The sequence below is a fragment of the Parabacteroides sp. AF39-10AC genome, assembly GCF_003635405.1.
GTDB lineage: Bacteria > Bacteroidota > Bacteroidia > Bacteroidales > Tannerellaceae > Parabacteroides > Parabacteroides distasonis.
This window is the reverse complement of the sequence record NZ_QTLP01000015.1, coordinates 104,380-118,153: the sequence shown is the minus strand read 5'-3', so window position 1 is coordinate 118,153 and position 13,774 is coordinate 104,380. Positions and strand designations below refer to the sequence as shown.

Below are 13,774 nucleotides of genomic sequence, written 5' to 3'. Positions count from 1 at the left end.
GAAGTATGGCAAAGAAGGATCATTTAACAGAAGAGCTAAATCGGCACTTTGGCTTCGGTACCTTTAAGGGGAACCAGAAGGCTATTATTGAGAACGTGCTGGCCGGGAAGGATACTTTTGTATTAATGCCGACGGGGGGAGGTAAATCTCTTTGTTATCAATTACCATCCATACTAATGGAAGGAACTGCGATCGTGATATCTCCGTTGATCGCTTTGATGAAGAATCAGGTGGACGCGATGCGGAATTTCAGTGAGGAAGATGGGGTCGCCCATTTTATCAATTCCTCTTTGAATAAGTCGGCTATCGACCAGGTGAAATCGGATATATTATCAGGACGTACCAAGTTGCTGTATGTAGCACCGGAGTCCTTGACCAAGGAAGAGAACGTGGATTTTCTGCGTCAGGTAAAGATCTCTTTCTATGCGGTGGACGAGGCGCATTGTATCTCGGAATGGGGACATGATTTCCGTCCGGAATATCGAAGAATCCGTCCGATCATCAATGAGATCGGTAAACGTCCGTTAATCGCTCTGACCGCTACCGCCACACCTAAGGTGCAGCACGATATCCAGAAGAATCTGGGTATGATAGACGCTACAGTCTTTAAATCATCCTTCAACCGCTCTAATTTGTATTATGAGGTTCGTCCGAAAGGAACGAATATAGACCGCGAGATCATTAAGTATATTAAAGCCAACGAGGGTAAATCGGGTATCGTATATTGTTTGAGCCGTAAAAAGGTGGAGGAATTTGCCGACATCTTGAAAGCCAACGGGATAAAGGCGTTGCCTTACCATGCGGGAATGGATTCGCAAGTACGTTCCGCCAATCAGGATGCCTTCCTGATGGAACAGGCGGATGTGATCGTGGCTACGATCGCTTTCGGTATGGGTATCGACAAGCCGGATGTCCGTTATGTGATTCATTACGATATCCCGAAGAGCCTAGAAGGTTATTACCAGGAAACCGGTCGTGCCGGTAGGGATGGCGGAGAAGGCCAATGTATCGCTTTCTATGCTTATAAGGACTTGCAAAAATTGGAGAAATTCATGCAAGGAAAGCCCGTGGCCGAACAGGAAATCGGCAAACAGTTGCTTTTAGAGACTGCGGCCTATGCCGAGACTTCCGTCTGCCGGAGAAAAGTGCTATTGCATTATTTCGGTGAGGAATACCTGGAAGATAATTGTGGTAATTGTGATAATTGTTTGAACCCAAAGAAGCAGGTGGAAGCGAAGGAATTGTTAAGTGCGGTACTGGAGGTTATCAGTACGTTGAAAGAAAAGTTTAAGGCAGATTATATCGTAAATATTTTGGTAGGTAACGAAACCTCCGAAATCCAAAATTACAAGCACAATGAATTAGAGGTCTTCGGTTCCGGACAGGACGAGGATGATAAAACTTGGAACGCCGTTATTCGCCAGGCTTTAATCGCTGGCTATTTAGCGAAGGATATTGAGAATTATGGTTTGCTGAAAATCACGGAAAAAGGTAAGGAGTTCATGAAGAAGCCGGTATCGTTCAAGATTACCGAGGACAATGAATTCGAGGAAGAGGAAGAGGAAGTTCCGGTTCGTGGGGGAGCCTCTTGTGCGGTAGACCCGGTTCTTTATTCCATGATGAAGGATTTGCGTAAGAAATTATCCAAGCGGTTGGAAGTTCCGCCTTTCGTGATTTTCCAAGATCCCTCTTTGGAGGCTATGGCTACTACTTATCCGATCACGTTGGACGAGTTGCAGAATATCCCGGGAGTGGGCGCTGGTAAGGCGAAACGTTATGGCAAGGAGTTCATTGAGTTGATCAAGAAACATGTAGAGGAGAACGAGATTGAGCGTCCGGAGGATTTGCGCGTACGTACGGTCGCTAATAAGTCCAAGTTGAAGGTCTCAATCATTCAGCGGATCGACCGCAAGGTGGCGCTGGACGAGATCGCGTTGACTAACGGACTTGAGTTCACCGAGCTTTTGGATGAGATCGAGGCGATCGTATATTCCGGTACACGTATCAATATCGATTATTTCTTGAATGATGTGATGGATGAGGATCATATCGAGGATATTTACGAGTATTTCAAGGACTCGGAGACCGACGGTCTGGAAGACGCCATCGAGGAATTAGGCGGTGACTATACGGAAGAGGAGATTCGCTTGGTCCGTATCAAGTTCTTGTCTGAAATGGCAAACTAATGGAAGGGTGGCCCGGTTCCACTCTAAAGAAAAAACAAATAAAGAAGCTTATTGTTCCTTCCGAAAGAGATTTATTTTTCCTTCGGAAGGAATTTTGTTTTCGTTCGGATGAAAGTTTATTTTCTTCTGAATCGAATTTTTAATTTCTCCCGTATCGATTTATTGCGTGAAAAGTCGTATATTTGCACGCAATAATTTTTAAAGCATAAGTTCTATGTCATTTATTGCAGACAGGGTCGTTATGGATGGGTTAACGTTTGACGATGTATTGTTAATCCCAGCTTATTCGGAAGTTCTTCCTCGTAATGTCGATCTCACGACAAAGTTTTCACGTAATATCACATTGAATATACCGATGGTATCGGCCGCTATGGATACGGTTACCGAGGCCAAGTTGGCTATCGCTATCGCCCGTGAGGGAGGTATTGGTGTGATTCATAAAAACATGACGATCGCCGAGCAGGCAAAGCAGGTCCAGACCGTTAAACGTGCGGAGAATGGAATGATCTATGATCCGGTGACTATCACGAAGGGCAAACGTGTGGCGGATGCCTTGGCAATGATGGCTGAATATAAGATTGGCGGTATTCCCGTGGTGGATGAAGGCGGGTATTTGGTTGGTATCGTGACGAACCGTGACTTGCGTTTCGAAAAGGATATGAACCGCTCTATCGATGAGGTGATGACGAAAGAGAATTTGGTCGTAACCGGACAATCTACGGATATGGAGGCCGCCGCTCAGATCCTTCAGGAACATAAGATCGAGAAGTTACCGGTGGTCGATAGCCATAATAAGTTGATCGGCTTGATTACCTATAAAGATATAACGAAAGCGAAAGATAAACCGAAGGCTTGCAAGGATTCGAAAGGTCGTTTGCGTGTAGCTGCCGGTGTAGGCGTTACGTTCAATACCTTCGAGCGTGTAGCCGCTTTGGTGGATGCCGGGGTGGATGCTTTGGTGATCGACACGGCACATGGTCACTCAAAAGGTGTGGTGGATGTCTTGAAACAGATTAAGGCGCAATATCCGCATATTGATTGTGTGGTCGGTAATATCGCTACGGGCGAGGCTGCTAAATATTTAGTGGAAGCCGGGGCGGACGCCGTGAAGGTAGGTATCGGTCCGGGTTCGATTTGTACAACTCGTGTGATCGCTGGTGTGGGTGTTCCCCAGTTGTCGGCTATTTACGATGTGGCGAAGGCGTTGGAAGGAACTGGTGTGCCTTTGATCGCCGACGGTGGCTTGCGTTACTCCGGTGATATCGTGAAGGCGATCGCCGCTGGTGGATCTTCCGTGATGATGGGATCTCTGTTGGCGGGTGTAGAGGAGTCGCCGGGCGATACGATTATCTTCAATGGTCGAAAGTTTAAGTCTTACCGTGGAATGGGGTCGTTGGAAGCTATGCAAAAGGGGTCCAAGGATCGGTATTTCCAAGATGTGGAGGATGACGTGAAGAAGCTGGTTCCGGAGGGAATCGCTGCCCGTGTTCCGTTTAAGGGTTCTTTGTATGAGGTCATTTACCAAATGGTAGGTGGTTTACGTGCGGGAATGGGTTATTGCGGGGCTCATAATATCGAGGAGTTGCATAAAGCTCGTTTTACTCGAATCACCAACGCTGGTGTGCAAGAGAGCCATCCGCATGACGTAGCGATTACGCAAGAGGCTCCGAATTATAGCCGCGGTGAATAGTAATACAAGTTTTACGTTTTATAAAAAACACTAATTTAATGGGATAGCATACTTTTCTTGTCGGCTCTCCGTTAGATTAGTGTTATTTTTGTAATGTATATTCGTGCTATGGTAAAAGAATTTTTGATGAAAAAGTTACTTATTTCATTAGGGGTATTCGCTTGTGTGACAGTTAACGCTCAAATCGCATCCGATTCGGTCGTTATGACGGTCGCTGGAAAACAAGTGCCTTTATCTGAATTTATTTTTATCGCGGAGAAGAATGGAGAGGTAGATTTATCGAGTACAAAGTCCGTCAAAAGCTATGTCGAGCTATTTAAAAATTTTAAGCTAAAAGTAGCGGAGGCGGAATCTTTAGGGATCGACCAGACATCCTCATTCAAAAGTGAGCTAGATGGATACCGGGCTCAGTTGATCGATAGCTATATGTCGGATAAGGAGGGTGAGAAAGCGGCTGCTCGTGCGGTATATGACCGGGGAGATCACTCGGTAGAGTTGACCCACATCTTATTCCGTTTGCCGGAGAAGACGGTCTCCAAAGATACGGTAGCTGTATATCAAGAAGCCATGCGAGTATACGAACGTCTCCAGAAAGGAGAGGATATGGAAACAGTCGGAAAAGCTTTGGCCGAGAAGGATAAGGAGCATGTCGCTTGCGAATATGTACGTTGCTTGCTCCCGATGCAATCCCTAAAAGTGTTTGAGGATGCCGCCTATTCCTTGCCGATTGGCGTGGTGTCTGAACCGGTTCGCACGAAATTAGGATTTCATTTGATAAAAGTCCATAGTCGTAAACCCAATCCGGGGCGGGTACATGTCGCTCATATCTTGATCGCCTTCCCGAAAGATTCCGCTATTCAGGACTCATCGGCTTTTCTGGCAAAAGCGCAAGCTATCTATAAGCAAGTACAAGAGGGTGCGGATTTCGGTGAGTTGGCGAAAGAGTATTCGGGGGATGCGGCTTCCGCTAAAAAAGGGGGGGTATTACCTTGGTTCGGGATCGGCGAGATGGTCCAGCCTTTTGAGCAAGCCGCTTTTGCGTTGAGCAAGCCGGGTGATTTATCCGGGGTGGTGGAAACTCGTTTTGGTTACCATATCATTAAGTTGATCGATAAGAAAGGACGCCCTTCGTTTGAGGAAGAGGAAAAAGCCTTGTCGAGACGTATGGGGCAGGGTGAACGTAACTTCGAGTTATATAAAGCTTTCGACGATCGTATGAAGAAAGAATACGGATACGTTTTCTATCCGGAAGCCTATGCGGAGCTGCAAGCGTTATGTAATGATTGTTTCCCCACGGACGAGGCGTTTTATGAGAAAGCGAAGGATATGAACAAGACGCTTATGCAATTGGATGGAAAGGATTTCCCGCAAGCGGAGTTCGCTTATTATATCCAACGTTGCCCGTTCTCGACAAAAACGTATGCGGGTGATTTTATGCAAGAGGTCTATGATTTGTTTATCCGCGATATCGTAACGACCGCCGAGCGTAAGAATCTGGAGACAAAACATCCGGAGATCCCTCATTTGATGCAGGAGTACCGGGATGGGATTCTGTTGTTTGAGGTCAGCAACCGGGAGATCTGGAGCAAACCCTCCGCCCAGCAGAAGGTGTTGGAAGCGAAGTGGATCGCGGATTTGAATAAAAAATATCCGGTGACTGTCAACTGGAAATTATTGAAGAAACTAAAGAAATAAAATAAAGATAGATATGAGGATAGTCTTCATGTTCCTAGCGTTCGTTGTGTTGTTGGGTGCCTGTAAAGGTTCTCAGCCAGCTGATACTACGGATGTCTTGGTTAGCGTGAAAGGACGTACCCTAAATCGTTCGGAGGTGAATAAGCTAATACCCCGGGGGATTTCCTCCGCAGATAGTCTGTTGCTGGCCGAGAGCTTTACCAAGAAATGGGTAAAGGATGTATTGGTGTACGATGTGGCTTTGCGTAACTTGGGGGATGAGAAAGAGGAGGTCGATAAATTGGTAGAGGAGTACAGGCGTTCCTTGGTTCGTTACCGTTATCAGGAACGATTGGTGGAGGAGAAGCTGAAAACTGATATCCGGGAAAGTGATAAATTAAACTATTACGAGGAAAACCAGAAAAAGTTTATCTTGGATAAAGGCTTGATCAAGGGATTATTCTTGAAAATCCCGGTTGATGCCCCGGGACTTACCGACGTCAAAAAGTGGTACAAATCCACAGATGTGGCCTCTTTAGAAAAAATTGAGAAATATAGTGTGCAAAATGCCACGATTTATGAGTACTTTTACGACAAATGGGTTGATTTCGATGAGGTAATGGATAATATACCGATCCATGTGTCGAATCCGAATGCGTTTCTGAAGGCGAATAAGTATGTTGAGGTGGCGGATAGCAGTTATTGTTATCTGTTGAATATCAAGGAATATTTGCCTTCCGGCAGTGTGGAGCCATATGATTATGCCAGTCCGCACGTCACGGAAATGCTGGTCAACCAACGAAAAGTTGAATTCTTGAAAAAATTTGAAGACGAGTTATATAACGATGCGATCCGGAGCGGTGACGTGGAATTCCATTCCGAGCCGTGATCTCTAATTTTATAAATGGGTAGACATGATGAAAAAGATTTTAAGTGTATTCTTTCTTGCCTGTTGTTCTTGCATTGTAATGGCGCAAGACAATGTGATCGATGAAATTGTGTGGGTGGTAGGAGATGACGCTATTTTACGTTCGGATATTGAGACGCAGCGTTTGTATAATCAAAACGAGGGGGTCCGTTTGGATGGCGACCCGTATTGCGTGATCCCGGAGCAGATGGCGATACAGAAACTATATCTGAATCAAGCAAAGATCGATAGTATCACCGTGAACGAGAACCAAGTGATCCAGAGCGTGGATCAATGGATGAACATGGCTGTGAACCAAATCGGGTCTCGCGAGAAATTGGAGGAATATTTCGGTAAGAAATTTTCCCAGATCAAGGATGAGCGTAAGGAGATGGTGCGGGAGCAGCAGGTAGTGCAACAGATGCAGCATCAATTGATCGGCGAGATCAAGCTGACACCTTCCGAGGTGCGTAAATATTTCAGCCAGTTGTCTCAGGATAGCCTGCCGAACATCCCTACGACAGTAGAGGTGCAAATCGTTACCTTGGAACCGAAGATTCCGTTTGAGGAAACAGACGCTATCAAGGCCCGCTTACGTGATTTCACGGAGCAGGTTAATTCCGGTAAGATGGAATTCTCCACGTTGGCTCGTTTGTACTCGGAAGATCCGGGTTCGGCGTCTCGAGGTGGTGAACTGGGTTTCATGAGCAAGACACAGCTGTTGCCGGAGTTCGCGAACGTCGCGTTCAACTTGAAAGACCCGAAACGTGTCTCCCAGATCGTACAGACGGAGTATGGTTACCATATCATCCAATTGATCGAGAAGCGTGGAGACCGTATCAACTGCCGCCATATCTTATTGAAACCGAAGGTTTCCGATAAGGAGTTGGCGGATGCTACCACTCGTCTGGATTCATTGTACAATGATTTGCAGGCGAATAAGTTCACGTTTGAGGAAGCCGCTACATTCGTCTCTTACGACAAGGATACACGTAATAATAAGGGTTTGATGGTAAACCAAGATTACGAGAGCAGCAATATGGGAACCCCTAAGTTCGAGATGCAAGAACTTCCACAGGAAATCGGTAAGGTGGTATATGACATGAAAGTCGGAGAGATCTCCAAGCCTTTTACCATGTTGACGAACAAGCAGAAAGAGGTAGTAGCTATTGTTAAGCTGAAAGCTCGGACGGAAGGACATAAGGCGAATTTGGCCGATGACTTCCAAGCTTTGAAAGCGATCGTAGAGGCTAAGAAACGTGAGGAATTATTGAACGACTGGATCACGAAGAAACAAAAATCAACCTACGTGCGTATTAGTGACGGTTGGAGGAATTGTGATTTCAAATATCCGGGTTGGATTAAGGAATGAGACTAATTAACAGGTTATTTCTAGCGCTCTTATCGTGTGCTTTATCGGTTGGCGTATTCGCGCAAACGGAAGATAGCACGGTGGTAGCCGCCAAAGATAGTGTCGCTCCCAAGAAGACGAAGGTCTTTTTGGAGCATGCGAATACGCTTTCGTTCGATAAGGAGAGGAACGCCGAGGCTCAAGTACTGAATGGTGATGTTTGTTTTCGCCATGATAGTTCGTATATGTATTGCGATAGCGCATATTTCTTTGAGCAGACCAATTCCTTGGAAGCGTTTAGTAATGTTCGGATGGAACAAGGGGATACCTTGTTCGTGTATGGAAATTACCTGTTTTACGATGGAAATACCCAGATCGCTTATTTGCGGGAGAATGTCCGCATGGAGAATGGGCAGGTTACCTTGTTTACGGATAGCTTGAACTATGAGCGAATCCCGGATATCGGATATTATTTCGACGGAGGTCTGATTGTCGATTCCTTGAATCAGCTCTCTTCTTTTTACGGGCAATATTCGCCTAGTACGAAATTGGCTATCTTCAATGATAGCGTCCGTCTGGAGAATGAGCAATTCACGTTGTATTCCGATACCTTGCATTATAATACGGACTCGAAGATCGCCACGATACTCGGACCATCCATTATCGTGTCGGATAGCGGCACGATCTATTCTTCCAGGGGTTGGTACGATACCGTGAATAATACCTCTTTGCTATTGGATCGTTCTCAGGTGGTTTCCGGCGACCGTATCTTGACGGGCGACTCTATCGCCTACAACCGGGAACTGGGTTTTGGGGAAGCGTTCGGTAATATGAGTCTGCAAGACACGGCGCAGCATGTCATGCTGGAAGGCCAATATGGCTTTTACAATGAGAAGACCGAGTATGCTTTCGCTACGGATAGCGCCCGTTTCTTGGAATTCAGCCAAGGGGATACATTGTTTCTGCATGGTGATACCTTGAAGATGACTACGGTGGACTCCCTTTACCGGGAAGTAAAAGCTTATTACGGCGTCCGTTTCTATCGGACGGATATGCAAGGTGTTTGCGATTCGATGCAGTTTAATACAAGAGACTCTATATTATATATGTATACGGACCCTATCGTTTGGAATGAACAGTATCAGATCTATGGGGATACGATCTTGATATTTATGAATGATAGCTCGATCGATTTCGCTCACGTGAAGCAATTCGCTTTCGCGATACAGCAAATCGATTCTACTGCGTTCAATCAATTAAAGGGAAATGACTTGAAGGCTTATTTCGAGGGACAGGTCGTGAATCAGATCGATGTGTCGGGCAACGCCGAATCGATTTTCTTCCCATTGGAGAAGGACGGTTCGATGGTCGGCATGAACGAGACCAAGAGCGGTTTCCTTACGATCTGGCTAAAAGACAATAAGTTGGATAAACTGAAGATCTGGCCGACTCCAACAGGTACGATGACCCCTATTCCTGATTTGAAGCCCGACCAGAAATACTTGAAAGACTTTTATTGGTTTGATTATATCCGTCCGAAAGATAAGGATGATATTTATCAGGTCGTGAAAAGAAAAGCTCAAGATGCTCCGAAAAGAAGCAATAAATTCGTACATTAGCGTCGTATTCATAATTAATAGGTAAAGCTATGGCACTTTTCTCGTTTTATAACATGCGTAAACCGCGTCAATATGATCATAAGCCTATTTATTGGGACCCCCATAAGGAAGCCTTGGAGGAACGTATAAGTAAGGTCAAACGTGAAATGGGTGTAGAGGAATCGTTGGAGGAATATAAGCCGCATATCAAGGGAACTTTTATTGAAGGCACCTCACATTTGAAGAGAAGCGTGGGGCGGGGCGAGGATTCCCGGGCTCGTAAGTATAAGAATGTGAAACTGGCGGTAGCCTTGGCTGTCTTGGCTGCTTTCTTTTGGTATTTGTTCTGGTAATGAGCGATATCATTCATTTACTTCCGGATCATATCGCCAATCAAATCGCGGCGGGAGAGGTGATTCAACGTCCGGCCTCTGTCGTTAAAGAGTTGGTCGAGAATGCGGTGGACGCTGGCGCTTCCAATATCCAAGTGAACATTAAGGATGCGGGTAAGACATTGATACAGGTGATCGATGACGGGAAAGGTATGTCCGAGACGGATGCTCGCATGGCTTTTGAGCGGCACGCTACTTCTAAGATTTCTACGGCCGAGGATTTATTCTCTTTGCATACGATGGGTTTCCGGGGTGAGGCATTGGCCTCTATCGCCGCTGTCGCCCATATAGAGTTGCGTACCCGGGCTAGGGGGGCGGAGCTTGGTACCTGCCTGTCCATCGCGGGGTCTAACTTGGAGAGTATCGAGCCGGAGGCTTGTAACGAGGGAAGTATCTTCTCGGTAAAGAATCTTTTCTTTAATGTTCCCGCCCGCCGGAAATTCTTGAAGTCGAATGAGACGGAATTCCGGAATATCATCAATGAGTTCGAGCGAATCGCCTTGGTGAATCCGCAGGTGGGTATGTCTCTTTATCATAATGACGCGGAGATATTCAATCTGCCCGAGTCGGGGTTACGTCAGCGCATCATTAATATATATGGTAAGAGTTTAAACCAGAAGTTGCTCTCTCTGGATGCCCAAAGTTCCATGGTGACTATTTCCGGTTTCGTGGGGCGTCCGGACTCGGCGAAGAAGCGAGGGGCATTGCAGTTCTTTTTTGTGAATGGTCGTTATATGAAGCATCCTTATTTCCATAAGGCGATCATGCAGGCCTATGAGCAATTGATTCCTGCCGGGGATATGCCGAATTATTTTGTTTATTTCACGTTGGATCCCTCCTCGATCGATGTCAATATCCATCCGACAAAGACGGAGATTAAGTTTGAGAACGAGCAACCGATCTGGCAGATCTTGATGGCCGCTACCCGGGAGGCGTTGGCTAAATCGAGCGCTATCCCTACGATTGATTTCGACGTGGAGGATGCGATCGATATTCCTGTTTACAACCCGGTCAAGAAAAGTGAGCCTAGTACTTATAAGGCCCCGAAAGTGCAAGTGGATTCCAGTTATAATCCGTTTGACACTACTTCCTATAAAAAACCGGAATTCGATTGGTCTAAATTATATCAAGGGTTTGAGAACGATCGAGTGGCTGCCCAACTGGAGTCCGAGAGTTTCGAGGATGCCCCGATCGAGGAATTGCCGGCCGAGGCTTCGAACCCGGAAAACCTGTTTACGGAGGTAAGCAATCCTTGCTATCAATATAAAGGGCGATATATCGTGACATCCTTGAAATCGGGTCTGGCGATTATTGACCAGCATCGTGCGCATGTGCGTATCTTGTTTGACCAATACCTGTCGAATATCCGTCAGCAGCAAGGTGTATCCCAACAAGTCTTATTCCCGGAGATCGTAGAGTTTACCGCTGCCGAGGCGGCTGTACTGCCTTCCTTATTGGAGGATTTGCGCTTCGTCGGCTTTGATCTGAGCAATCTGGGAAATGACAATTACGCGATCAATGGCCTGCCCGCTGGTATAGAGAACCTTGATCCGGTGAACTTGGTAAAGGATATCGTGGACCGGGCGATCGAGACCGGATGCGAGGTGCATGAGAAGATCTGCGAAGCCATCGCCTTGTCTTTAGCGAAAGCCGCCGCTATCCGTCCCGGCAAATCCTTATCCTCGGAAGAGATGGATCATCTGATCGCCTCCCTATTCTCTTGTCCGGACTCGAACCTGACCCCGGATGGAAAGACGATTATCTCCATGCTGACAGATGAGGAGCTGGAGAGAAGATTTAAGTGCTAGGGATGATTTCGATGACATAGGTTTCACTGGCCGCATTTGCTTGTGCTACAGCTAAATCCTGTGAAACGTGTGAAGGGTGAGCGGCACTACTTGATAAAGATTGCCGTAGCGGGTGTGTTTACGCTCTATATGGAGGGCGGTCAGTACCTTTCCGAAATTGCTTGCCGTGCTACCGCGCATGGCTGCTGGGTTCTTTTCCTTTAATATCTGGAAAATGGAGGCAGCTGATAGTGGATGTACATTTAGGTCTCCCGGACATGCGGCCCGGAAGCAGGCGTGGAACACATCTTCCTCGATCGGACGTTTATAGAAAGCCTCATTCGATCGCATGATCGCCTCCTCCTCTCCGGAGGTGAACCAATGGCGCTCTCCTTTTTGTAACTCGTCTTTCAGCTGGGCGTAGATTTGATCATGCTCGATACCTTCGCAATTAATCTTGCTTTGCACCTCCACGCATAGGAAACGGCGGCTTCCCGTGGGGTCGCTTAATAGGTTCTTCTGGTTCGTAGTGCCAATAAATGAGGCTAGGCGGGGTAGGGGGTGGAAATGCTTGGCGTGTGCCTTGCGTACGTTCATCCCGGCCATCTGCATCCAATTTTTCAGCAAAGCCATTTTACGGTCGGGCAACCGGTCGAACTCATCGAGGTTGATGAGTCCGAACCCATCCATTGCGAGGCCAAGGCGAGCATCCAGCGATGAAATCCCTCCACCCATAACGGTTCTGAGGAGACCCGTCGTGCCAGATCGCTTACCCGGTCTTTCCCGTCCCATTCGGGTAACCGCTCCATATATTGCCGGAAAGGATGATACTCTTTTACTTCTTTTGAATATACGAAACGATTCACATCCCGATCCCAGCAATCGATCCCTGTCCGTCTTGCCTCCATGCAAATGCTATTTAGGTCACGTTGCGTCACCGGATAGAAGCGATCCGCTTCTGATCGTTTGTATCGATATTCAGTCTCCTCGCTCAACAAGTTGAAACGGAACTCAATGATTTCTTGGAGGAAAGTCTCCAGACTCTTTTGAAGGATTGAGTTATTGTCGCTAAATCGTTTAGCTTTACCTTCGGTTTGGTGTGGTATGGTGATTGGCCCGTTCGATTTTAAGAAGCGAAGCCATAGCTGGCCTAAAAAATCCAATACAGTTTTCATGATACTATGTTTTAGAGGTTATTTTTACCGTTTTCTTCTGCGAATATAGGTTGTTAACTTGAAGTTTTCCAAATATTTATATTATCATTTGAAATAAAAGTAATTTGTCCAAAATACTAGGAAGAACTCTTGTTTAGGTGGTATGGATGTAGTACCTTTGTTAAGTACTTATAATCTTTTCACCTATGTGAAAAGAACGTATCACAATCATGAAACGATCGTTTCACATAGGTGAAAAGATCATATCACCCTTGTGAAATGACTAATAGCATACGATGTTCCTATGAATAACCTTTTAATCTCATACTAGATATATGGCAGCAAAATATGACTTTTACAAGACTCCGGTATCGAAGGATAGCATGAAACGTCCTCGTTTTCACGCACGTATCGTATCATCTGGCACGATCGATACGGATGATCTGGCCAAACGTATCCATGGTCGATGTACGGTCACGCCGGCAGACGTGGCCGCCGTGCTTATCTCTTTAAGCGAGGTGACAGCGGAATATTTGCGTGAAGGAAAACGTGTACATATCGATGGGTTGGGGTATTTGCAAGTCACGTTGCAATGCCCGGCCGTACAATCCACGCACGAGATACGTGCGGAGTCCATCCGTTTCAAGTCCGTGGCTTTCCGTCCCGAGGTAGAGCTGAAAGATAGCTTGAAGACGATGACGCTGGAACGAGCCAAGTACAAATCCCATTCCCGCCAATTAGGACCTGAGCGCATCGACCAATTGCTCGCAAGCTATTTTGCCGAGCATGAATATATGACCCGTGTCGCTTTCCAGCGGCTTTGCGGACTGACGAGTAGTACGGCCAGCCGCCGTCTGCATCAATTCGTCGAGGCGGGTAAATTGCGTGATATCGGCACCCGTCACCAGTCGCTTTACGTGCTGGTTAGGTAAATCGTCGATCCGATCCCATTGCTTTCACAGGCTTCACAGGAACTCGTTTGATTTAAGGGGATTGAGTTTGTGTGAAGCCCGTGACGCATGAAACTTATCGGTA

At 46.5% G+C, this 13,774-nt stretch carries 11 protein-coding genes; 9 read left to right on the top strand and 2 right to left on the bottom strand.

The window, feature by feature from the left end; all coding sequences use genetic code 11:
* Nucleotides 1-5: 5 nt before the first annotated feature.
* The 8 genes from recQ to mutL all read left to right on the top strand — a co-directional run bounded on the left by recQ (nt 6) and on the right by mutL (nt 11,606).
* A complete protein-coding gene (recQ, locus tag DW033_RS14800; RefSeq protein ID WP_005853936.1) occupies nt 6-2,186 on the top strand; it encodes a DNA helicase RecQ in 2,181 nt (726 codons plus the stop codon).
* 214 nt (nt 2,187-2,400) lie between these two features.
* Entirely contained in the window at nt 2,401-3,876 is a 1,476-nt protein-coding gene (gene guaB / locus DW033_RS14795) for an IMP dehydrogenase (protein WP_005853938.1), read from the top strand.
* A gap of 108 nt (nt 3,877-3,984) precedes the next feature.
* Nucleotides 3,985-5,571, top strand: coding sequence for a peptidylprolyl isomerase (locus DW033_RS14790; RefSeq protein WP_121961095.1), 1,587 nt, complete (start codon nt 3,985-3,987; stop codon nt 5,569-5,571).
* A 13-nt stretch (nt 5,572-5,584) separates the two neighbouring features.
* Nucleotides 5,585-6,439 (top strand): hypothetical protein, encoded by an 855-nt coding sequence (locus DW033_RS14785; protein WP_005867108.1) that lies wholly within the window; start codon nt 5,585-5,587, stop codon nt 6,437-6,439.
* 25 nt (nt 6,440-6,464) lie between these two features.
* The gene (locus DW033_RS14780; RefSeq protein ID WP_009017967.1) at nt 6,465-7,829 is read left to right on the top strand and encodes a peptidylprolyl isomerase; all 1,365 of its coding nucleotides are present in this window, start codon (nt 6,465-6,467) and stop codon (nt 7,827-7,829) included.
* Nucleotides 7,826-9,427, top strand: a complete 1,602-nt coding sequence (locus DW033_RS14775; RefSeq protein WP_122297444.1) for an OstA-like protein — start codon at nt 7,826-7,828, stop codon at nt 9,425-9,427. Before DW033_RS14780 ends, DW033_RS14775 begins: the two co-directional genes overlap by 4 nt.
* Before the next feature lie 29 nt (nt 9,428-9,456).
* A complete protein-coding gene (locus DW033_RS14770; RefSeq protein ID WP_005867110.1) occupies nt 9,457-9,759 on the top strand; it encodes a hypothetical protein in 303 nt (100 codons plus the stop codon).
* Entirely contained in the window at nt 9,759-11,606 is a 1,848-nt protein-coding gene (gene mutL / locus DW033_RS14765; protein WP_005867111.1) for a DNA mismatch repair endonuclease MutL, read from the top strand. Before DW033_RS14770 ends, mutL begins: the two co-directional genes overlap by 1 nt.
* 51 nt (nt 11,607-11,657) lie before the next feature.
* Here the strand turns inward: mutL and DW033_RS24920 are convergent, their stop codons facing one another.
* Both DW033_RS24920 and DW033_RS24915 read right to left on the bottom strand, forming a co-directional pair.
* Entirely contained in the window at nt 11,658-12,275 is a 618-nt protein-coding gene (locus DW033_RS24920) for a DUF3874 domain-containing protein (protein ID WP_229045792.1), read from the bottom strand.
* Nucleotides 12,206-12,760 (bottom strand): hypothetical protein, encoded by a 555-nt coding sequence (locus tag DW033_RS24915; RefSeq protein ID WP_122382872.1) that lies wholly within the window; start codon nt 12,758-12,760, stop codon nt 12,206-12,208. Before DW033_RS24915 ends, DW033_RS24920 begins: the two co-directional genes overlap by 70 nt.
* Before the next feature lie 314 nt (nt 12,761-13,074).
* Here DW033_RS24915 and DW033_RS14750 point away from each other — a divergent pair, with 314 nt between their 5' ends.
* Nucleotides 13,075-13,671 carry an HU family DNA-binding protein gene (locus tag DW033_RS14750; RefSeq protein ID WP_009017970.1) on the top strand — a complete coding sequence of 199 codons (597 nt, stop codon included), beginning with the start codon at nt 13,075-13,077 and terminating at the stop codon, nt 13,669-13,671.
* The last annotated feature ends 103 nt before the right edge of the window (nt 13,672-13,774 follow it).